Genomic DNA, 21,666 nt, shown 5'->3' on the forward strand with positions numbered 1-21,666 from the left:
GGTCCAACGACTCCTCCGGCCGCCGGTCACCCCCGCGTGACGTGCGTCACTGCACGAGCAGCACGACAAGGGTCCGGGGGCCGTGAACGCCCTCGACCCGGTCGAGCTCGATGTCGCTGGTCGCCGACGGGCCGCTGATCCAGGTGTGCGGCCGGCCCGGGTCGAGCAGCGGCAGCGCGTCTGGCACGTCGGCGACCACCTGGTCAGCCCGCACGACGCAGACGTGCAGGTCGGGCACCAACGTGATCGCCCGCCGGCCCTGGCCGGGGCCGTGGTCCAGCACGATGGTGCCGGTCTCGGCGATGCCGACCCGCGCCTCGGTCACCACGGCGTCGTAGCCGTCGAGCTCGGCCGCGGACAGCCCGTCGTCGACCGTCGCGCCGGGCACCTCGACGCCCAGCCCGGGCGGTACGACGACACGCGCACCACCCGGCAGAGCGGCCGCGACCCGGTCGGCCAGGTCGGCCGCCGAGCAGCGCTCCACCACGGCGCGGTAGTCGGCGACCCGCTCGGCGAAGTGCGCGACCACGTCGGCGAGCGGCGCGATCCGCGGCGCCGGCGGGACGTCGTACCCCGCCTCAACGCCGTCCAGCGCCGCGCGGATCCGGCCGAGGATCTCGTCTCGGGCAGTCGTCCGCTCACTCATCGCGACCTCCGTCGGTGCGCTTCCACCAGGCCCGGAACGACTCGCGCGGGCCGGGTGGCAGGTCGCGGGCGGAGGCCCAACGGCTCAGCCCGGGGATTACGCCGGCCCGGCGCGCGAGCCGCAGGCCTGGGCCGGCGAGGCGCTCGCCGAGGCCGAGCTTGCGCGCGTCCGACAGCGCCACAGCGGCGCCCTTGAACGCGAGCGCCTCGGCCGAGGGAACCCCGCCCCGGTGGGCGTCGACGACCTGCGCGCGCAGGTCGACGAGGACCGAGGGGATGTCGATGCGCACCGGGCACACCTCGAAGCACGCGCCGCACAGCGACGAGGCGTAGGGCAGCGAGTCGGTCTGCTTGTCCTGGCCGACGCCCTTGAGCAGCGGGTTGAGGATCGCCCCGATCGGACCGGGGTAGACCGACCCATAGGCGTGGCCGCCGACCCGCTCGTAGACCGGGCACACGTTGAGGCAGGCCGAGCAGCGGATGCAGCGCAGCGCCTGGCGGCCGACCTCGTCGGCGAGCGCGTTGGTGCGGCCGTTGTCGAGGAGCACGACGTGCACCTCCTGCGGGCCGTCGCCGGGGGTCACCCCCGACCAGGTCGAGGTGTAGGGGTTCATCCGCTCACCGGTCGACGATCGCGGCAGCAGACGCAGCATCGGGTCGAGCTGGTCCCAGGTCGAGACGACCTTCTCGATGCCGACCACCGAGACCAGCACCTCGGGCAGGGTCAGGCACATCCGGCCGTTGCCCTCGGACTCGACGACCACCAAGGTGCCGGTCTCGGCGACCGCGAAGTTGGCGCCGGACACCGCGACCTTGGCCCGCAGGAACTTCTCCCGTAGGTGGGCACGTGCCGCCGCAGCGAGCACCCGCGGCTCGTCAGTGAGCCCGGCGGGAGCCGGCCGCCCGGCCCGGCCCATCTCGGCGAGGAAGATCTCGCGGATCTCGGCGCGGTTGCGGTGGATCGCCGGCACCAGGATGTGCGAGGGCAGGTCGTCGCCGAGCTGCACGATCAGCTCGGCGAGGTCGGTCTCCCAGGCCGCGATGCCCTCGGCGGCGAGCGCCTCGTTCAGGCCGATCTCCTGGGTGACCATCGACTTGACCTTGACGACCTCGTCGACGCCGTGCCGCCGCGCGACCGTCGCGACGATCGCGTTGGCCTCGGCCGCGTCGCGGGCCCAGTGCACGGTCGCGCCGTTCGCGGTCAGCGTCTCCTCGAGCCGGACCAGGTGCTCGTCGAGCGAGCGCAGCGCGGACTCCTTGACGCCCGCGCCGGCGAGCCGCAGCGCCTCCCAGTCGCAGTTGGCGTTGACCTCGTCGACCAGGCGCTGCCGCTTCGCGCGGATCGTGGCCGTGGCGTGCGCGAGGTTGTGCCGCAGCTGCGCGTCCCCGAGTGCGGCGCGCGCCGCGACCGGGAACTTCGGCATCCCGACGAAGGTGCCGCTCATTCTGTGGCCGCCAGGATCTCGGCGAGGTGCACGGTGCGTACGCCGGCGCGCTGGCGCGACAGCACGCCGCCGATGTGCGTCAGGCAGGAGTTGTCACCGGCGACCACGACCTCGGCGCCGGTCTCACGTACGTGCCGCGCCTTGTCGGTGCCCATCGCGATCGAGGTGTCGGCGTTCTTGACCGCGAAGGTGCCCCCGAAGCCGCAGCACTCCTCGGCCTTCGGCAGCTCGACCAGCGTGAGGCCGCGGACATGGTCGAGGAGCTGCCGGGGGCGGTCGCCCACGCCGAGCATCCGCAGCGAGTGGCAGGTGGGGTGGTAGGTCACCGTGTGCGGGTAGTAGGCGCCGACGTCGGTGACGCCGAGGACGTCGACGAGGAACTCCGAGAGCTCGTGGACCCGGGGCGCGAGCTCGCTCACCGCGGTGACGAGTCCGGCGTCGCCGGACCGGCGCGCGACGATCGAGTGCTGGTGCCGCGCGGAGCCGGCGCAGGATCCGGACGGGGTCACCACGGCGTCGTACCCGGCGAAGGCGTCGACGAAGGTCCGCACCACCGGCACCGCCTCGTCGAGATACCCGGTGTTGACCATCGGCTGCGCGCAGCAGGTCTGCGCAGGAGGAAAGTCGACCTCGACACCGAGGCGGCGCAGCAGCGTCACGACTGCCCTCCCCGTGTCGGGATAGATCGCGTCGTTGATGCACGTGACCATCAGCGCGACCCGCATGCCGCTCATCATGCCTCCGGGCGAGTCGCGAGGCGGCGCTCAGCCGCGTCCCAGTCGAGGCCGGATCGGGGCTCGTAGCGCCGGATGGCGTGGGTACGTCGGACCAGCGATCGCATCGCGGCCAGGTCGGGGAGGTCCACGCCCAGGGCGCGGGCCTGGACGAGTCCGTTGCCCAGGGCGGCAGCCTCCGCGGGCCCGGCCAGCACGGGGAGTCCGAGCGCATCGGCGGTCAGCTGGCACAGCAGCTCGTTCTGCGAGCCGCCGCCCACGACGTGCACGACGTCCACCGGGCGCCCGGCGAGGGAGGCCGCGAGCCGGATGTTGCGGCGGTAGGCGAGGGCAAGACTGTCGAGGATCGTCCGGGTGATCGACACCGGGTCCTGCGGCACGACCTCGCCCGTCCGGTCGGCGAGCTGCTGGATCCGCGCCGGTAGGTCACCCGGTGTGAGGAAGTTCGGATCGTTGATGTCGACGACCGTCCGGAGTCCGGGCGACTCGGCGGCGCCGGCGAGCAGTGACGGCAGCGTGAGGTCACGCAGTCGCAGATCGGCCCAGGTCCGCAGCGACTCGGAGAGGACCCAGAGGCCCATCACGTTCTTGAGGAACCGGATGGTCCCGTCGATCCCGGTCTCGTTGGTGAAGTTCGCGGTCCGGGCGTCCTCGGTCAGCACGGGCTCCTCGAGCTCGAGGCCGACCAGGGACCAGGTGCCCGACGAGATGTAGGCGAACGACTCGGCCTCCGCTGGGACCGCCACCACCGCCGATGCGGTGTCGTGCGATCCCACGGCGATGACCGGCACCCCCGGCGCCCCGAGCTGCCGGCCCACGTCCTCCGACACCGGGCCGATACGCTCGCCCGGCTCCCGCAACGGCGGCAGCACCGACCAGGGCAGGCCGATCCGCTTGGCCAGCTCCAGCGACCATGCTCGGGTCCTGACGTCGTACAGGCCCGTGGTGGACGCGTTCGTCCGCTCGGCCCCCACCTCACCGGTGAGCCAGTACGCCAGCAGGTCAGGGAGCAGCAGGAGCGTCTCGGCCGACTCCAGCACGGGCGTGCCCAGCTCGGACGCCAGTTGGTAGATGGTGTTGAACGGCAGCTGCTGGAGTCCGGTCACGTCGTACAGCTCGGCGTCGGGCACCTGCTCACGCACTCTGGCCGGCACGCCCTCGGTACGACGGTCCCGATGGCTGCGCGGGTTCGCGAGCAGGTGCCCGTCGCGGTCCAGCAGGCCGTAGTCGACGGCCCAGGAGTCGATGCCGATGCCGTTCAGGCGCCCGGTGCCGCTGACCCGACGGACGCCGGCGAGCACCTCGCGGTGGATGCCGAGCACGTCCCAGAACAGCGCGCCGCGAACCGGAACCGCCGCGTTGGGGAACCGGTGCAGCTCCTCGAGGTCGAGCCGGTCGGCACCGACACGGCAGGCCATGACGCGACCGCTGGTCGCGCCGAGGTCGACCGCGGCGACGCGGACGGGCTCCGCCTCGAGACCGGTCATCGCAGGAACGCCGCCGCGACGCCCGCGTCGACCGGGACGTGCAGACCGGTGGTGTGGCTGAGCTCTGCGGAGCAGAGCACGAAGACCGCGTTGGCGATGTTCTCGGGGAGCACCTCGCGCTTGAGGATCGTGCGCTGGGCGTAGAACTTGCCGAGGTCCTTCTCCTTCACGCCGTAGACCGCGGCCCGGTTGGCGCCCCAGCCGCTGGCGAAGATGCCGGAGCCCTGGACGACGCCGTCCGGGTTGACGCCGTTGACCTTGATGCCGTGCTCGCCGAGCTCGGCGGCCAGCAGCCGCACCTGGTGTGCCTGGTCGGCCTTGGCCGCCCCGTACGCCACGTTGTTGGGGCCGGCGAAGACGGCGTTCTTCGAGGAGATGTAGACGATGTCGCCGCCCATCCTCTGCTCGATCATCACCTTCGCGGCCGCCTGGGAGACCAGGAACGAGCCCTTGGCCATCACGTCGTGCTGGAGGTCCCAGTCTCGCTCGGTGGTCTCGAGCAGAGAGCGCGACAACGAGAGCCCGGCGTTGTTGACCACGAGGTCGACCCCGCCGAACGCCAGCACGGCTGCATCGACCATGGCCCGTACCGCTGCGGCGTCGGAGACGTCGACCTGCACCCCCACAGCGACGTCGGCCGAGCCGATCGACGCCGCAGCCTCCTGCGCCTTCTCCAACGACAGGTCGGCGATCACGACACAGGCGCCCTCGGCGGCGAGCTTCTCGGCGGTCGCCCGACCGATGCCCGACGCAGCGCCGGTGACCAGCGCGACGCGGGTGGCCAGCGGCTTCGGCTTCGGCATCCGCTGGAGCTTGGCCTCCTCCAGCGCCCAGTACTCGATGCGGAACTTCTCCGACTCGTCGATCGGGGCGTACGTCGAGAGCCCCTCCGCCCCGCGCATCACGTTGATCGCGTTGATGTAGAACTCGCCGGCCACGCGGGCGGTCTGCTTGTTCGCGCCGTAGGAGAACATGCCGACTCCGGGCACCAGGATGACCAGCGGGTCGGCACCGCGCATCGCGGGCGATCCCTTGACCTTGTTGCGCTCGTAGTAGCCGGCGTAGTCGGCGCGGTAGGCCTCGTGGATCTCGGCGACGCGGGCCTTGACCTTGTCCAGCGGCGCGTCGGCCGGGAGGTCCAGGACCATCGGCTTCACCTTGGTGCGCAGGAAGTGGTCGGGGCAGGAGGTGCCGAGCTCGGCCAGGCGCGGGTGGTGGCGGCCGGCGAGGAAGTCGAGCACGACCTTGTCGTCGGTGAAGTGGCCGACCATCGGCCGGTCCCGGGACGCGACGCCGCGCAGCAGCGGGGCGATCTCGGCGGCGCGGGCACGACGCTTGGCGGGGCTCAGCGGCTCCCATCTCTTCACGCGGGCACCGAACGGCTGCTTCTTCGAGTTCGCCTTGATGTACCTCTCGGCCGTGCGGATCATCCACAGCGAGTTCTTCTCGCACCTCTCGGATGTCTCGCCCCAGGCGGTGATGCCGTGGCCGCCGAGGATGCAGCCGATCGCCTGGGGGTGCTGCTCCTTGATGGCGGCGATGTCGAGGCCGAGCTGGAAGCCCGGGCGGCGCCAGGGCACCCACACGACCTTGTCGCCGAAGATCTCCTTGGTCAGCGTCTCGCCGTCGGCAGCGGTCGCGATCGCGATGCCGGAGTCGGGGTGCAGGTGGTCGACGTGTGCGGCGTCCACGAGACCGTGCATCGCGGTGTCGATCGAGGGAGCCGCGCCGCCCTTGCCATGCAGGCAGTAGTCGAACGCCGCGACCATCTCGTCCTCGCGGGCGACACCCGGGTAGACCTCGACCAGCGCACGCATCCGGTCGAGCCGGAGCACGGCGAGGCCGGACTCCTTCAGCGTGCCGAGGTCGCCGCCGGAGCCCTTGACCCAGAGCAGCTCGACCGGCTCGCCGGTGACCGGGTCGGTCTCGGTGCCCTTGGCGGAGGTGTTGCCGCCGGCGTAGTTGGTGTTCTTCGGGTCGGCGCCGAGCCGGTTGGACCGGGCGATCAGCTCGCTCGCGGTGGTGGTCGTGTCACTCATGGGTCAGCTCCATCCTGCCTGCGTGCCGCCGATGCGGTCCGCCTCGATCTGCTCCTGGTGGCCGCTCTCGAGGTAGGCCCGCATCGGGTTGGCGGGCAGCCCCCGATCCTCGCGCCAGACGGCGAGGTCGGCGCGTACGTCGGTGTAGAAGGCGTCCATGAGGATCTCGTTGGCCAGCAGGACGTCGCCCTCCTCCTGCGCCGTGGTCAGCGCGTCGGTGTCGACGAGCAGCGCTCGCGCGGTCATCTCCTGGACGTTGAGCACCGAGCGGATCTGGCCCGGGATCTTCTTCTCGATGTTGTGGCACTGGTCGAGCATGTAGGCCACCTCGCTGTCCGGGCCGAACGCGCCTCCACGGATGCATTCGAAGAGGATCCGGAACAGCTGGAACGGGTCGGCCGCCCCGACGATCAGGTCGTCGTCGGCGTAGAAGCGGCTGTTGAAGTCGAAGGACCCGAGCTTCCCCAGCCGGATCAACTGGGCGACGATGAACTCGATGTTGGTGCCCGGGGCGTGGTGCCCGGTGTCGAGGCAGACCATCGCACGCTCGCCGAGCGCGGCCACGTGGACGTACGACGTGCCCCAGTCCGGGACGTCGGTGTGATAGAACGCCGGCTCGAAGAACTTGTACTCCAGCACCAGCCGCTGGTCGTCGGAGAGCCGGTCGTAGATCGTGCGCAGGCTCTCCGCCAGGCGGTCCTGGCGCCCGCGGATGTCGGCCTGGCCCGGGTAGTTGGAGCCCTCGGCGAGCCAGATCTTCAGGTCCCTCGAGCCCGTGGCGTGCATGACGTCGATGCAGGCGAGGTGGTGGTCGATCGCCTTCTGCCGGATCCGCTTGTCGGTGTGCGTGAGCGCCCCGAGCTTGTAGTCGTCGTCCTGGAACGTGTTGGAGTTGATCGTGCCGAGCCGGATGCCGAGGTCCTCGGCGTAACGGCGAAGCGCGCCGAAGTCGTCCACCAGGTCCCACGGAATGTGCAGGGCGACCGAGGGCGCGAGCCCCGTGAACCGGTGCACGGTCGCGGCGTCCGCGACCTTCTCCTCGACGGTGCGGGGCGTCCCGGGTGTGCCGAACACCTTGAACCGGGTCCCGGAGTTGCCGTAGGCCCACGATGGGACCTCGATCGCCTGCGCCTCGAGCAGAGGAGCGATCTCGCTGAACGTCTTCATCTCACATCACTTCTCTGCGTCGTCTGCTGCGGGTGCTGCTGCGGGGTCCGCAGCGGGATCGGGGGGCCGGTCGTCCGGCAGTGCGTCGAGCTGGTCCTCCAGGTGGAAGACCTCCTCGAGGAGCAGGAAGCCCTCGTCGGGTGCGCGGCCGTCGATGCCGATGAAGAACTCCGCCATCTCGGCCTGCCACCGGGCGTTCACCTCGGTGCGGGCCATCGCGGCCTGTGCCTCCGCGATCGACCCGGTCGTCTCGACGTAGCCGATCAGCAGTCCGTCCTCGCGGAGGAAGAGCGAGTAGTTGTGCCAGCCGGTCCGGTGGAGCGCACGGAGCATGTCCGGCCACACCGCGGCGTGGCGCGTCTTGTACTCGGCGACCCGGTCGGGTCGGACCTGGAGCTGGAAACACGCACGGGGCATCGGTCCGCTCCTCTCTCGGGCAGCTGGCGGGGGGTGCGCTGCCGTCCGGCCCCATGAGGCTGGACGGAGTGGTGCCGGACGGCAGCGCGGGAGGGCTTCGACCTTGCGCTTGGCCGTCTCCCGGAGCGAGCTCCGGGAGACGGGCGCTCAGAAGTCGAAGTCGTCGATGTTGGACTTGTCGAACACGAACGGGTCGCCGAGGAGCACGGTCGCGTCCGCGTCGACCTCGAAGGTGCCGAGGTCGCCGGCCTCGAAGGAGTCACCCTCCGCGCCGGTGATGTCGCCGTCGGCGAGTGCCTTGGCGGCGTACGCCGCCAGGTACCCCAGGTCGCCCGGGTTCCACAGGGCGAACGCGGTGACGGTGCCGTCCTTGACGTACTCGCGCATCTGGTTCGGGGTGCCGAGCCCGGTCAGCGCGACCTTGCCCTTGTACTTCGAGGCCGAGAGGTAGCGAGCGGCGGCCGCGATGCCGACGGTGGTCGGCGAGATGATGCCCTTGAGGTTCGGGTGGGCCTGCAGGAGCGCCGCGGTCTTGTCGAACGACGTCTGGTCGTCGTCGTCGCCGTAGACGGTGTCGACGAGCTGGATGTCGGGGTGGTTCGCCGAGAGCTCCTTCTCCATCAGGTCGATCCACGCGTTCTGGTTGGTCGCGTTGGCCGAGGCCGACAGGATCGCGATCTCGCCGGCGTCGCCGATCTGGTCGGCGATCAGGTCGATCTGCGCCTTGGCGATGCCGTCCGCGGTGGCCTGGTTGATGTAGAGGTCGCGGCACTCGGGGTTGGTGTCCGAGTCGAAGGTGACGATCTTGGTGCCGGCGGACCGCGCCTCGTCGAGCGCGTCGCAGATCGCCTCGGGGTCGTTCGCCGAGACGACCAGAGCGCTCACGCCCTGCTGCGCGGCGGTGTTGATGAACGGGACCTGGGCGTCCGGCGTGGCCGTGTCGGGACCGACCTCCTCGAAGGTGCCGCCGAACTCCTCGACCGCCTTCTTGCCGCCGGCGTCGCTGGTGTCGAAGTAGGGGTTGCCGAGGTTCTTGGGCAGGAAGGTGACCGAGATGTCGCCGCCACCTGAGCCGCCGGTGTCGCCGCCCGCGTCGGAGCCGCCGCCGTCACTGTCGCTGCCACAGGCGGTCAGGCCCAGACTGGCGACCAGGGTCACCGCCGCGAAGGCGGAGAGTCGTCGGTTGAACTTCATGGAATTGCCTCTCTCTGGTGCTACCCGGGGTGTCACTTGTGGTCGGCGGCCGAACTGCGGCGCCTCAGGGGACCGAGGCCCCGTCCTCTCGTGGCCAGGCCCGAGGCCCACGAGAGGAAGCTGGTGGAGATCACCGAGAGCACGAGCAGCACTCCGATGACGATGTTGATGAGGTTGACCGTCTGGTTCTCCAGGCGCATCGCGCTCGCGAGGACCCCGATCAGGAGGACGCCGGCGATGACGCCGTGCAGCGCGCCGCGCCCGCCGAAGATCGAGACTCCGCCCAGCAGGACGGCCGCGATGACCTGGAGCTCCAGGCCGGTGGCGTTGTCGCCACGGGCGCTGCCGAAGCGGAGTGTGTAGTAGATGCCGGCGAAGGCGGACACCGCGCCCGCCAGGACGAACAGCCACAGCTTGGTGAGCTCGACGTTGACGCCGGTGAAGTGCGCGGCCTCGTCGTTCAGCCCGATCTCGAACACCCCACGCCCGAACGGCGAGAAGTGGAGCAGCAGCGCGAACGCGACCAGCAGCACGAGGAACGGGATGAGGATCGTCGGGTAGGGGTGGTCCTCCCAGATCCGCTTCTTCGCCAGGTCCGTCCACTTCTCGGGGAAGTCGGTCTTGGCGGTGGTCCCGAGGATGCCGACGGCGATGCCTCGATAGAGCGCCAGCGTGCCGATGGTGACCGCGAGGGATGGGAGTCCGACGTACGCGACGAGGAAGCCGTTGAAGGCGCCGCACACGGCGCCGACCAGGATCGCGATCGCACCGGCGACCGGGATCGACAGGCCGGCATCCTGGTGCAGGACCCCGACCAGCACGCTGCTGAGCCCCACCACGCTGGCGACCGACAGGTCGATCTCGCCGGTGATGATCACGAGCGTCATCGGCAGGGCGATCAGCAGGATCGGCGCGGTGTCGAGGAACAGGTAGTAGAGGGTGAGCGGTCCGTCGAAGTTCCCGACGTTGTTCATCGAGTACTCGTAGACGACGACCAGCAGGGCGATCATCGCGACCTCGCGGGTCAGCAGCACCCGGCGCCACAGCGGTCGCGCGTGGGCGGGGTAGACGCGGGCGAGTCCGGCGTCCGGTCGGGACACGGTCGGGGCGCTCACTGCTTGTCCCTCGCTTCCACGAGCTTGCGTTCTTGCCGTGCGGTCAGGAGGCGGTCGAGGACGACCGCGCCGATGATGAGCCCGCCGACGACGGCGCGCTGCCAGAAGTCCTGGATGCCGACGACCGGGAGCGCCCGGTTGATGGTGATGAGCAGGAACGCGCCGATCGCCGCGCCCCAGACCGTGCCGCTGCCGCCGAAGATCGCGACCCCGCCGATGACGGCGGCGCCGACCGCCTGCAGCTCGATGCCGTAGCCGGCGCCGGAGCTGACCGTGCCGTACCGCGCCGTGTAGAGGACGCCGGCCAGACCGGCGAGCGCCCCGGAGAGCACGAACGCCGAGAGGACGCGCCGGGTGACCTTGAGGCCGTAGAGCTTCGCGGCGTCCGGGTCGGACCCGATGGCGTACAGCTCGCGACCGCCGCGTGCGGTGTAGAGGTAGTAGCCGACGACTCCGAGGACGGCGAGCGCGATGATCGTGAGGATCGGGATCCCGAGCAGCGACTGGGTGCCGAGCTTCAGGAACCCGCGCGGCATGTCGGAGGCGTTGATCCGGTCGCTGCCGGCCCAGGTGAGGAAGATGCCCCGGTAGATGTAGAGCGTGCCGAGTGTGATCACGAGCGCCGGGACCCTGCCGAACGCGACGAGCACGCCGTTGACCAGGCCGAGCACGGCGCCGAACGCGAGGCCGGCGAGGAACACAGCGACGATCGGGATGCCCGGGTGGTCGAGGAAGAGCCGGCCGGTCAGGTACGCGGTGAGCCCGAGGGTCGAGCCGACGGACAGGTCGACGCTCCGGGTGACGATGACGACCGTCTGGCCGACGGCCAGCAGGATCAGGATGGACGGCGTGACGAGGAGGTCGCGCCAGTTGTCTCCGGCGAACAGGAAGCCGTGGCTCTTGGCCGTGGTGATCGCGACGACCGCCACGAGCACCGCGGCGACCGCGATCTCGCGGGAGCGCAGGGCGCCGCCGACGACCCGCTGGATGGTCGAGGCCCTGCTGGGCTCGAGCAGGAGGGTGTCGCTCATGCCGTCACCTCCGTTCGGGTGTCGGCGCCCGCGGCCGGGACCGTGGTGACGGTGGCGGCGTGCATGACGGCTTCGGGAGTGGCGGAGTCACGGTCGAGCTCCGCGGTGATGCGCCCCTCGCGGACGACCAGGACGCGGTCGGCCATGCCCAGGACCTCGGGGAGCTCGGAGGAGATCATCAGGATCGCCATGCCCTGGCCGGCCAGGTCGGAGAGGAGGCGGTGGACCTCGGCCTTGGTCCCGACGTCGATGCCGCGTGTGGGCTCATCGACGATGAGCAGCCGAGGGTTGGTCGCGAGCCACTTGGCCAGGACGACCTTCTGCTGGTTCCCTCCCGACATCGTCGCGGCGGTCATGTCGAGCGCGTTGGTCTTGACCTCCAACCGGGCAGCCCACGGACCCGCGGCGCGGGTCTCGGCTCTGGAGGTGAGGACGCCCGCCCGGGCGAGGCCTCCGCGGATGGCGCCGGCGACGTTGCGCGCGACCGAGCTGTCGACGACCAGGCCCTGCTTGCGGCGGTCCTCGGGGACGAACCCGATCCCAGCCCGGATCGCGGCGCGCGGGTTGTGCGCGCGAAGGTCGCGGCCGGCGATCCGGACGTGGCCCGCGTCGTACCGATCGACGCCGAACACGGCGCGGGCGATCTCGCTGCGCCCGGCACCGACGAGGCCGGCAAGACCGACGATCTCTCCGGCTCGGACGGAGAAGGTGACGTCGTGGAACGTGCCGACCGACGTCAGGCCCTCGACCTCGAGGACCACGTCGCCCACGGTCGCGTCGACCTTCGGGAACAGGTCGGACACCTCGCGGCCGACCATGCGCGCCACGATCTGCTCGACCGAGGTGTCGGCAGTTGCGTCAGTGGAGACGTAGTCGCCGTCGCGCATCACGGTGACCGTGTCGCACAGGTCGAACACCTCGTCGAACCGGTGGGAGATGAAGACCAGCGCGCGACCCTCGTCCCGCAGGCTGCGAGCAACCGCGAAGAGCCGGTCGACCTCGACCCCGCTGAGCGCGGCCGTCGGCTCGTCCATCACCAGGACTCTTGCGTCGAGCGAGATGGCCTTGGCGATCTCGATGATCTGCTGATCGGCGATCGACAGTCCTCGCGCCGGCCGGCGTGGATCGATCATCACACCGAGGCGACGGAACAGGCTCTCTGCCTCGGTGCGCATCGCGGCCCGGTCGATGCGCCGGCCGCGGCCCAGCGGCTGGCGGCCCATGAAGATGTTCTCTGTGACCGACAGGTCCGGGAAGAGCGTCGGCTCCTGGTAGATCACGGCGACGCCGGCGGCCTTGGAGTCGGCGGTCGATCCGAAGTCGACGGCGGCACCGTCCAGCTCGAAGGTGCCGCTGTCGCGGCGATGCACGCCGGCGACGATCTTGACCAGCGTCGACTTGCCGGCACCGTTCTCGCCGACCAGGCCATGGATCGACCCCGCGTCGACCGACAGACTGCCGGAACGGAGTGCGACCACGGGCCCGAACGACTTGGCCACGTCACGCAGCACCAGCACCGGGGGCCGCTTCGTGGGACCGGGCATCAGCGCCCCTTCCAGGTCGGATTGAAAGGTTTCAACTCAATGCGCGACAACCTATGTGGCTGCCGTCACAGACGTCAATACCCTCCCCGAAATTCACCGGTAACATCTGGGACACGAGCCTCGGATGCGCGTGGCGGGCACCCATCAGGAGGCCTTGAACGTTTCAGACAGACTGCGGACAACCGCGGCGAGGAGGACACCCGTGACGGTCGGCCCCGGAACGCCTCGTAGCGCCTCGGTGAAGGACGTGGCCGCCGCGGCGGGCGTCTCGCTCGGCACCGTCTCGAACGTGCTCAACCGTCCCGACCGCGTCAGCGACGCCACGCGCCGGCGCGTCGAGCAGGCGATGGCCGAGCTGGGCTTCGTGCGCAACGAGTCGGCGCGCCAGCTGCGCGCCGGGCGCAGCCACACGCTCGCCTACGTGATGCTCGACGCCGGCAACCCGTTCTTCACCGACGTCGCTGCGGGCATCGAGCTGGCGGCCGAGGCCGCCGGGCTCGCGCTGTTCCTCTGCAACAGCGACAGCCGGATCGAGCGGGAGGCGTCCTACCTCACGCACCTGGAGCAGCAGCGGGTCCAGGGCATCCTGGTGACCCCGGTCGATCCCGACGCCGCATCCCTGGTGGCTCTCGCGCAGCGTGGCACGCCCGTGGTCGTCGTCGACCGGGTCCGCCGCGAGCAGGCGCTGTGCTCGGTCGCCGTCGACGACGTCCTCGGCGGTCGGCTGGCGGTCGAGCACCTGATCGATCGCGGACACCGGCGCGTCGCCTTCGTGGGCGGCCCGCCCACCATCGGCCAGGTCCGCGACCGCCTCGACGGCGCCCGCAAGGCGTGGGCCGAGGCCGGCCTTCCCGGGAAGGACCTGCTCGTGGTGTCCTCCTCGGCGCTGACCGTGGCCGAGGGTCGCTCCGCCGGAGCGCGGATCGCCGGACTCACTGCCCGGCGCCGCCCGACCGCGGCGTTCTGCGCCAACGACCTGGTCGCCCTGGGCCTGCTCCAGCAGGCGATCAGGAGTGGGTGGCGGATCCCCGACGACCTGGCGATCGTCGGCTACGACGACATCGACTTCGCCGAGGCCGCGGCCGTGCCGCTGACGTCCGTTCGCCAGCCCCGGCACGAGCTCGGCCGGATGGCGGCCGAGCTCGTGCTCGACGAGTCCGGCAACCCCGAGCACGAGCACCAGCAGGTGGTGTTCCAGCCCGAGCTCGTCGCGCGGGCGTCGACCTTGGGGTGACCGGTCAGATCCAGGTCGTCTCCACGCCGAACTCGTCCGCGACCCGGCGCAGCTCCTCGTCGGAGAGGCCCTCGCCGCGCCCGCCGGCGACCAGGTCCATGTACTCGTAGCGCGCGCCGGTCTCGGCGTACTCGACGCGGTCGACCGCACGGGTGACCGAGATGTCGGAGCGGGACATCACGCCGTGCTTGGACCACAGCACGATCTCGTGGTCGCGCAGCCCGGCGACGTTGGCGGCCATCATCTCGGCCGACCCGGGCACCAGGAACGGCAGCACACCGACACCCGCGGCCAGGCTGACGACGGTCTCCGGCTCCCACCGCAGGATCCGGCGGTTGAACATGCGGGTGTCGCGGTAGCCGGCCAGGTGGCTGAGGTAGGTCAGGTGCGGCGGCTGAGCGTGGACCACCGCCTGGAAGTCGATGCCGCGCCGCGCGACCTGGTCGTCGTGGACGCCAAGGTGGGAGTTGAACTCGCTGGTGAGCCGCTCGAAGAGCCGCCGCGGGTGGTGGTGGAGCGTCGCCGAGTGGCCGTCGTCCCCGACGGTGACCGCACCCACGTTGGCGAGCGGGTCCGCGGCGATCTGTCGCAGCCGCCGCCCCGAGCCGGTGACCAGCAGGGTGTGCCCGGCGAGCGCGGGCGCGGCGACCGGCAGGGTCAGCGGCTCGGTCTCCGGGAACAGCTCGCCGAGGTCGACCTCCCAGCCCATCAGCACCGAGATGTTGCCCGCCCCAGCCTCGCTCGCGTCGATCTCGCTGATCCGGGCGCCGGCGGCGCCCATCGCGCCGAGCAACTCGTCGAGGTCCGGGCGTGCGCTCGGGTCGGTCATGTCCTACTCCGTCCGTTCGTCGAATGAATCGTTTCACAGCCTATCGGCGCGGGCCGGCGCCGGACCGGTGCCAACCGCCCGACCTGCCGGGACCTCCGTCCCGAGTCCCCAGAGCCCAGGTGGGTACCGCCCACCCATGAGGAAAGCCACGCTCGCCGCGCTCCCCGCCGCCGCGCTCGGCGCGGTCGCGGCCCACGACCTGCTGCAGAAGCGGCACGCGATCCTGCGCAACTTCCCGGTGATCGGGCACGCGCGCTACTGGCTCGAGTCGATCGGGCCCGAGCTGCGGCAGTACATCGTGGCGAGCAACGACGAGGAGCGTCCGTTCAGCCGCGACCAGCGGCGCTGGGTCTACGCCTCGGCGAAGCTGCAGAACAACTACTTCGGCTTCGGGACCGACAACGACCTCGAGCACAGCTCTGGCAACGTGATCGTCCACCACCGCACGTTCGGCCGCTCCTACCCCACCCACGGCTCGGTCGGCCAGGAGGCCCGCCTGCCGGCGGCCAAGGTGCTCGGCGGGGCCCGCGGGCGACGGCACGCCTTCCGCCCCGAGTCGGTCGTGAACATCTCCGGCATGAGCTTCGGCTCGCTGTCGGGCAACGCCGTCGAGGCGATCAACCGCGGTGCCGCCGAGACCGGCTGCCTGCACAACACCGGCGAGGGCGCGGTCTCGAAGTACCACCACCACGGGGCCGACCTGATCTTCCAGATCGGTACGGCGTACTTCGGCTGCCGCGACGACGACGGGCGGTTCAGTCTGCCCAAGCTCAAGGCGCTGGTCCAGCAGGCGCCGATCCGGGCGTTGGAGATCAAGCTCAGCCAGGGCGCCAAGCCCGGACTCGGCGGCGTGCTGCCCGGTCCGAAGGTGTCGGAGGAGATCGCCGAGACCCGCGGCGTGCAGGCCGGGGTCGACTGCCTCAGCCCGTCGCGGCACGCGGAGTTCGACGACGTCGACTCGCTGCTCGACTTCGTGGAGCTGCTCGCCGACGAGACCGGGCTGCCGGTCGGCATCAAGTCCGCCGTCGGCGACCTGGCGTTCTGGTCCGACCTCACCGAGGCGATGGCGTCGGGTGACCGCGGCGTCGACTTCGTGACGATCGACGGCGGCGAGGGCGGCACCGGCGCCTCGCCGCTGATCTTCACCGACGCGGTCTCGCTGCCGTTCCGGCTCGGCTTCTCGCGCGTGTACGCCGAGTTCGCCCGCCGCGGCCTCCACGAGGACGTGGTGTTCATCGGCTCCGGCAAGCTCGGCCTGCCCGACAACGCCGTCGTGGCCTTCGCCCTCGGCGTGGACATGGTCAACGTGGGCCGCGAGGCGATGCTGGCCGTCGGCTGCGTGCAGGCGCAGAAGTGCCACACCGGCGAGTGCCCGACGGGCGTCGCGACCCAGCACCCCTGGCTCGCCCACGGGCTCGACCCGCTGGAGAAGGCCGACCGCGTGGCGAACTACGTCAGGACCCTGCGCCGCGACCTGCTGAAGGTCGCCGAGACCTGCGGGGTCGAGCACCCCGGGCTGATCGGGCCGCACGACGTCGAGATCATCGACAACCTCAGCAGCGGCGCGCTGCTGGACGAGGTCTACGGCTACGAGCCTGGGTGGGGGTTCCCCTCGGCCGTGGACCAGCTGCAGATCACGGCGATCATGGAGGTGACCGAAGAGGAGGAGACTCGCACCGAGGGCCCGCCGGAGACCGCCGAGGAGGGCGAGCAGGGCACCGAGCACGCCGGAAGGGGCGGCACCGAGTCGACGTAGGTCCGACCGGCGCGGGCGAGCCCCAGGGTCTACCGTGAGCAGATGGACACGTGTTCCCGGTGCGGACACTCGGCGAAGGTCGCCAGGCTGTCCTGGATCGATCGCCTGTGGGGCCTGCGCCCGCAATGCCCAGCACCGCCGTCGCACGGCGCCCCAGCCACGGCCATGCGCTGCGGGTGCACGGACCCGTGGCACGTGGCCGGGACCTGACCCGGGGACCCTTCGGATGGCCTCAGCCTCGATTCACCGGCGACGCGCCGAGCACACCGGCGGAGGCGGGACCGGGGTCGGTCGACGTCTGACCGCTACGACCCCCCGAGCAGCTCCGCGAACGTGTCGTCGACCCAGTCCGCGACGAACGCGTTGATGTGCGGCATGTGGTCGAGCCCCACGTGCTCGGCCGCACCCTCCTCGACGGTGAAGACCCGCAGCTCGCGCTTCGGGCTGTGGACCGCCTGGTCGTAGGAGCGGTGGGCGTACGCCACCGGGATCTGCCGGTCGTTCTCGCCGTGGGCGATGAGGAACGGGCAGGTGATCTGGTCGACGACGCCGTCGAGGTGGATGCCCTCGGCGTACTCGATGAACTTCTCGACGTCGTCGAACCCCCACACCCACAGCACGTGCTCCCAGTAGTGCGGCACCGGGTTCTCGCCCTCGCGCTGGAGCCGGCGCTTCTGCACCTCGCCCCAGTTGTGGTTGGCGCCCCAGACCGCGACCAGCTTGATCCGCTTCTCGAACGCCGCCGCGCGCGGCGCGTAGTAGCCCCCAAGCGACCAGGCGGCGAGACCGATCCGATCGGCGTCGACGTCGGAGCGGGTCTCGAGGTAGTCCACGCAGGCGGTCGCCCAGCCCTCGGTCTCGATGCGGGCCTTGAGGTCCTGCACGCGCAGCGCCTCACCCGACCCGGGACAGTCGACCATGAGCACCGAGATCCCCCGGGCGCGCATCTCCTGCGGCCACCCGGACGTGTACATGTGCTCCTTGGTGGAGTCCAGGCCGTTCCACATGATCACGCACGGCACGGGCTCGCCGTCCCGGCTCGCGTCGGAGAAGTACGCCGGCAGCGTGGTGCCCTCGAACGGCACCTCGACCCGGGTGGTGGCCGGGTCGGCGATCTCGAAGACCTTCGCGAACGCGTCGAGCGCCTGCTGGTAGAACGCCCGGCGCCCCGGGTCGGTGTTGCTCAGCATCCGCTCGGCCTGGCAGACGTAGAGCCCCGATCGGTACCACTGCTGCCCGGCGGTGCGCAGGTGCCCGGCGGCCTCGGAGGCCCGGGCCTGGTCGGCGAGCTGGTCGGCGACCGCCTTCCACGACTGCATGAAGATCCGGCTGCCCGAGTTGACGTCCGCCGCCTCGCGGGCCGGGCGGCAGGCCCGGTCCACCTCGTCGATGGCGCCGCCGTTGTTGAGCGTCGCGCACACGCCGAGGTTCCAGACGTACTTGGGACCCGTGAAGTACTCGAACATGCCGGTCACTGTGCCGGGCGTCACAGGGTCGCGGAACCCGCCACCTCGTGATGGGAGGTATCGGCAGACCGCTCGTTCCCCGACCGGCCGCTCGCGGGTTCCCTTGAGGGCATGTCCGACCTCACGTTCCCGGCCGACTTCCTGTGGGGCGCCGCCGGCGCCGGCCACCAGATCGAGGGCGACAACGTCGACAGCGACACGTGGTTCGCCGAGCACGTCTCCCCCAGCGTCTTCAGCGAGCCGTCCGGCAAGGCGTGCGACAGCTGGAACCGCTGGCGCGACGACCTCGACCTGGTGGTCGGCCTGGGGCTCACGGCGTACCGCTTCTCCGTGGAGTGGGCGCGCGTCGAGCCGACCGAGGGGACCTGGTCGGAGGACGCGCTCGACCACTACGAGGCCCTCGTCGACGAGTGCGTCGCACGCGGCATCGCCCCGGTCGTCACGTTCAACCACTTCGCGGCACCGCACTGGTTCGCGCAGCGCGGCAGCTGGCTCGATGCCGGGGCACCGGAGGCGTTCGCGCGCTACTGCGACCAGCTGATGGAGCGGTTCGGCGACCGGATCGCGTACGCCGTCACCCTCAACGAGCCGAACCTCCCGCACGTGCTGACCTGGCTGGACCTGCCCGACTTCGTCCGGCAGGTCGAGCGCGCCACGCTCGACGCCGCGAGCGAGCAGGCCGGCGTGGCGGCGTACCGCCTCGCGAACGTGGTGCTGCCCGAGGAGCTCGACGCGATGGAGGACGGGCTGACCGCGGGGCACCTCGCCGCACGGGCCGTGATCAAAGCCCGTCGGCCCGATCTGCCGGTCGGCTTCAGCCTCGCGATCGTGGACGACGTGGTCGACGGCGACGACCCGTCGGTGCGGGACCGCAAGCGCGCGGAGTGCTACCAGCGCTGGCTCGAGCTGGCACGCGAGGACGACTTCCTCGGTGTGCAGAACTACGAGCGCGTGGCATACGACGGCGCCGGCCCGGTGCCGCCACCGCCGGGCGCACCGGTCAACCAGATGGGCTCGGCGATCGAGCCGCTGTCCCTGGCGGGCGCGGTCCGCTACGCGCACGCGGTCGCGGGGGTGCCGGTGCTCGTCACGGAGCACGGCATGTCGACCGATGACGACACGCAGCGTGCGGCGTTCCTCGAGCCGTCGCTCACGGGCCTGCGCGCCGTGATGGACGACGGCGTGCCGGTGCTCGGCTACCTCCACTGGACGCTGCTCGACAACTTCGAGTGGGTCTTCGGCTACGCCCACCGGCTCGGCCTGCACGAGGTCGACCGGGAGACGTTCGCGCGCACACCCAAGCCGAGCGCCGGCGTCTACGCCGACCTGGTGAAGCGGTTCACGCCGGCCTGACGATCTCCTGCAGCGCCCACCGGTTGCCGTCGGGGTCCTGGAAGTACACGAACCGGCCCCAGGGCTGCTCGTCGACGCCCTCGCACGCAACGCCGCGCTGGCGCAGCTCGGCGAGGGCGGCGTCGGCGTCGGCCACCACGACCTGGATGAACTGCGACGAGCCGGTGGGCATCATCTCGAGCCCGGTGCCGAAGCAGATCGAGCAGGCGGAGCCGGGAGGGGTCACCTGCACGAACCGCAGCTCCGGCGACACGGTGCGGTCGTGGTCGACGCTCCAGCCGAGCGCCGTGCCGTAGAAGTCCCGGGCCCGGTCGACGTCGGCGACGGCCAGGGGGATGAGCTCGATCCTGTAGTCCATGCCGCGACGCTAGGTGCTGATCAGGTCAGGTCCTGACCTCTATCGACGACGAGTGCCCGGTCTCGGCCAGGCCCGGGTGGGAGGGTGGGCGGCGGGGACGGGACGACCCTCGACGAGCGCCTGGCGCGACCCAGCCTCGAGCGCAGGGCCGCCTCCTCGTGGCCCCGCCCGCGGCCTGGGTGACATCCGCGGCGAGGTCCCACTGCCCGGCTGACCGGCGCTCCGGTCAGGCGACCGACCCGACCAGCACGCCGATCCCCTCGACCTCGATCGTGACCACGTCACCGGGCTCGAGCGGCGGCGGGTCCTGGACGCCGCGGCGGCCCCAAAGCTCGGCGAGGCAGCCACCCCCGCCGGTGGTGCCGGAGGCAAGCAGGTCGCCGGGGACGACCACGGAGTCGCGCGAGGCGTAGGCGATCATCTCGGCGAACGACCAGTGCATGTGGGAGAGCCGGTCCTGGCCGACCTGGACGTCGTTGACCGCGACCCGGCAGTCGAGGTCGAGCGAGGGCAGCTCGTCCGCGGTGACGATCCAGGGCCCGATGGACGTCGCGAAGTCCTTGCCCTTGGCCGGGCCGAGCCCGACCTGCATCTCCCGGGCCTGCAGGTCGCGGGCCGACCAGTCGTTGACGATCGTGTAGCCGAACGCCGCGGCCTCGGCCTCGGCCACCGACAGCGACGAGCCACCCGCCCCCAGCACGACCCCGACCTCGAGCTCGAAGTCCAGCGCGCGGCACGACGCCGGACGCGGGATCGCGGCGCCGGGGCCGTAGAGCGCGTGCGGGTTGGTGAAGTAGAACGTGGGCGCGTCGTACCACGCCTCCGGGACGCCGGTCGCGTGGTCGACGCTGCGCCGCACGCCCTCGACGTGGCTCTCGAACGTCACGAAGTCGCGCACCGAGGTCGGCCGGTAGGGCAGCAGCAGGTCGGACTCGGCGTACGGCACCGGGGCGGTGCGCAGCGCCGCCGCACCGACCTCGAGGGCGCGCTCGAGGCCGAGGCCGACCAGCTCGCCCAGCGGCATCGGCAGCAGGTGGGCGCCGTCGCCGGACAGCACGACCGCGCCCTGCGGCAGCGTCGCGAGCCTCACCGGGTCGCGTCCGCGATCCGCTTGTGCGACACGTGGGCGGTGAGCCCGCCGTCGACGACGATCTCGGCGCCGTTGTAGTACGCCGCGTCGTCGGAGACGAGGAACACGATCGTCGGCGCGATGTCCGCCGGCGTCCCCACCCGCCCGAGCGGGATCTCGGCCAGCGCCGCCACGGTGAACGCCGGCGACGCCGACGCCATCAGGGGGGTGTCGATCAGCCCGGGCATCACCGCGTTGACCCGGATGCCCCGCGACCCGAGCTCGAGCGAAGCCGAGCGGGTGAGCCCGCGCAGCGCCCACTTCGAGGCGGTGTACGCCGCGGCCGCGTGGCCGGACATCGCGGCGACCGAGCAGATGTTGACGATCGAGGAGCCCGGCGGCATCAACGGCGCGAGGGCCTGGATGCCGAGCAACGGCCCCGTGACGTTGATGTCGAATGTGCGCTGCCAGGTCTCCAGGGTGACGTCCGGCAGCCGCTCGCGGGCGGCGACACCGGCGTTGTTGACCAGGGCGTCGACGCGGCCGTACTCGGCGTCCAGGTCGGCCGCCAGCGTGGCCCAGTCCGCCGCGGACGTCACGTCCAGGTGGCGCCCGGCGAAGGGCAGGACGTCGGTCGCGACCACGGTGGCGCCGGCCGCTGCCAGCGCCTCCACCTCCGCGGCGCCCTGGCCGCGCGCGGCGCCGGTGACGACGACGACCTTGTCGGTGAGATCCATCTGCTCCTGCTCGATGTCGGGTGGTTTCGAGGCTCAGGCCTGGCGG

At 71.3% G+C, this 21,666-nt stretch carries 19 protein-coding genes; 3 read left to right on the forward strand and 16 right to left on the reverse strand.

The genetic code is table 11. The features are described 5' to 3' along the window. Positions 1–46: 46 nt before the first annotated feature. From QQZ14_RS02975 to QQZ14_RS03025, 11 genes are all read right to left on the reverse strand, one after another. On the reverse strand, positions 47–646 hold the full coding sequence (locus tag QQZ14_RS02975; protein WP_284532675.1) for a LutC/YkgG family protein: 600 nt from the start codon (positions 644–646) through the stop codon (positions 47–49). After that, positions 639–2,090 carry a lactate utilization protein B gene (locus QQZ14_RS02980; protein WP_284532676.1) on the reverse strand — a complete coding sequence of 484 codons (1,452 nt, stop codon included), beginning with the start codon at positions 2,088–2,090 and terminating at the stop codon, positions 639–641. The genes QQZ14_RS02975 and QQZ14_RS02980 overlap by 8 nt, the downstream gene beginning before the upstream one ends. Then, entirely contained in the window at positions 2,087–2,815 is a 729-nt protein-coding gene (locus QQZ14_RS02985) for a (Fe-S)-binding protein (protein ID WP_284532677.1), read from the reverse strand. The genes QQZ14_RS02980 and QQZ14_RS02985 overlap by 4 nt, the downstream gene beginning before the upstream one ends. 8 nt (positions 2,816–2,823) lie before the next feature. Continuing rightward, positions 2,824–4,311 (reverse strand): rhamnulokinase, encoded by a 1,488-nt coding sequence (locus QQZ14_RS02990; RefSeq protein WP_284532678.1) that lies wholly within the window; start codon positions 4,309–4,311, stop codon positions 2,824–2,826. Continuing rightward, positions 4,308–6,350, reverse strand: a complete 2,043-nt coding sequence (locus QQZ14_RS02995; RefSeq protein WP_284532679.1) for a bifunctional aldolase/short-chain dehydrogenase — start codon at positions 6,348–6,350, stop codon at positions 4,308–4,310. The genes QQZ14_RS02990 and QQZ14_RS02995 overlap by 4 nt, the downstream gene beginning before the upstream one ends. A 3-nt stretch (positions 6,351–6,353) precedes the next feature. Further along, on the reverse strand, positions 6,354–7,517 hold the full coding sequence (rhaI, locus tag QQZ14_RS03000) for an L-rhamnose isomerase (RefSeq protein ID WP_284532680.1): 1,164 nt from the start codon (positions 7,515–7,517) through the stop codon (positions 6,354–6,356). A gap of 6 nt (positions 7,518–7,523) precedes the next feature. After that, positions 7,524–7,934, reverse strand: coding sequence for an L-rhamnose mutarotase (locus QQZ14_RS03005; protein ID WP_284532681.1), 411 nt, complete (start codon positions 7,932–7,934; stop codon positions 7,524–7,526). 147 nt (positions 7,935–8,081) lie between these two features. Further along, positions 8,082–9,128, reverse strand: a complete 1,047-nt coding sequence (gene rhaS / locus QQZ14_RS03010; RefSeq protein WP_284532682.1) for a rhamnose ABC transporter substrate-binding protein — start codon at positions 9,126–9,128, stop codon at positions 8,082–8,084. 32 nt (positions 9,129–9,160) lie between these two features. Further along, the gene (locus tag QQZ14_RS03015) at positions 9,161–10,243 is read right to left on the reverse strand and encodes an ABC transporter permease (RefSeq protein ID WP_284532683.1); all 1,083 of its coding nucleotides are present in this window, start codon (positions 10,241–10,243) and stop codon (positions 9,161–9,163) included. Further along, complete coding sequence (locus QQZ14_RS03020; protein ID WP_284532684.1) at positions 10,240–11,274, reverse strand: ABC transporter permease; 1,035 nt, start codon at positions 11,272–11,274, stop codon at positions 10,240–10,242. The genes QQZ14_RS03015 and QQZ14_RS03020 overlap by 4 nt, the downstream gene beginning before the upstream one ends. After that, positions 11,271–12,818 carry a sugar ABC transporter ATP-binding protein gene (locus tag QQZ14_RS03025; RefSeq protein ID WP_284532685.1) on the reverse strand — a complete coding sequence of 516 codons (1,548 nt, stop codon included), beginning with the start codon at positions 12,816–12,818 and terminating at the stop codon, positions 11,271–11,273. Before QQZ14_RS03025 ends, QQZ14_RS03020 begins: the two co-directional genes overlap by 4 nt. 202 nt (positions 12,819–13,020) lie before the next feature. On the opposite strand from QQZ14_RS03025, the gene QQZ14_RS03030 reads away from it, so the two are divergent. After that, positions 13,021–14,052, forward strand: coding sequence for a LacI family DNA-binding transcriptional regulator (locus tag QQZ14_RS03030; protein ID WP_284532686.1), 1,032 nt, complete (start codon positions 13,021–13,023; stop codon positions 14,050–14,052). A 4-nt stretch (positions 14,053–14,056) separates the two neighbouring features. Here the strand turns inward: QQZ14_RS03030 and QQZ14_RS03035 are convergent, their stop codons facing one another. After that, positions 14,057–14,881, reverse strand: coding sequence for a class II aldolase/adducin family protein (locus QQZ14_RS03035; RefSeq protein WP_284532687.1), 825 nt, complete (start codon positions 14,879–14,881; stop codon positions 14,057–14,059). A gap of 136 nt (positions 14,882–15,017) precedes the next feature. Between QQZ14_RS03035 and QQZ14_RS03040 the strand changes: the two genes are divergently transcribed. Further along, a complete protein-coding gene (locus QQZ14_RS03040; protein WP_284532688.1) occupies positions 15,018–16,637 on the forward strand; it encodes an FMN-binding glutamate synthase family protein in 1,620 nt (539 codons plus the stop codon). A 305-nt stretch (positions 16,638–16,942) separates the two neighbouring features. Here the strand turns inward: QQZ14_RS03040 and QQZ14_RS03045 are convergent, their stop codons facing one another. After that, positions 16,943–18,103 carry an alpha/beta hydrolase family protein gene (locus QQZ14_RS03045; protein ID WP_284532689.1) on the reverse strand — a complete coding sequence of 387 codons (1,161 nt, stop codon included), beginning with the start codon at positions 18,101–18,103 and terminating at the stop codon, positions 16,943–16,945. Positions 18,104–18,214: 111 nt separating this feature from the next. On the opposite strand from QQZ14_RS03045, the gene QQZ14_RS03050 reads away from it, so the two are divergent. Beyond that, the gene (locus tag QQZ14_RS03050; protein ID WP_284532690.1) at positions 18,215–19,456 is read left to right on the forward strand and encodes a glycoside hydrolase family 1 protein; all 1,242 of its coding nucleotides are present in this window, start codon (positions 18,215–18,217) and stop codon (positions 19,454–19,456) included. Here QQZ14_RS03050 and QQZ14_RS03055 read toward each other — a convergent pair. The 3 genes from QQZ14_RS03055 to QQZ14_RS03065 form a co-directional block, all read right to left on the reverse strand. Further along, positions 19,443–19,814, reverse strand: coding sequence for a VOC family protein (locus QQZ14_RS03055; protein WP_284532691.1), 372 nt, complete (start codon positions 19,812–19,814; stop codon positions 19,443–19,445). The genes QQZ14_RS03050 and QQZ14_RS03055 overlap by 14 nt on opposite strands. A gap of 226 nt (positions 19,815–20,040) precedes the next feature. Further along, positions 20,041–20,904 carry a fumarylacetoacetate hydrolase family protein gene (locus QQZ14_RS03060; RefSeq protein ID WP_284532692.1) on the reverse strand — a complete coding sequence of 288 codons (864 nt, stop codon included), beginning with the start codon at positions 20,902–20,904 and terminating at the stop codon, positions 20,041–20,043. After that, the gene (locus QQZ14_RS03065; protein WP_284532693.1) at positions 20,901–21,620 is read right to left on the reverse strand and encodes an SDR family NAD(P)-dependent oxidoreductase; all 720 of its coding nucleotides are present in this window, start codon (positions 21,618–21,620) and stop codon (positions 20,901–20,903) included. The genes QQZ14_RS03060 and QQZ14_RS03065 overlap by 4 nt, the downstream gene beginning before the upstream one ends. Positions 21,621–21,666: the final 46 nt, after the last annotated feature.

The sequence above is a fragment of the Nocardioides sp. T2.26MG-1 genome (assembly GCF_950101795.1).
Classification (GTDB): domain Bacteria; phylum Actinomycetota; class Actinomycetes; order Propionibacteriales; family Nocardioidaceae; genus Nocardioides.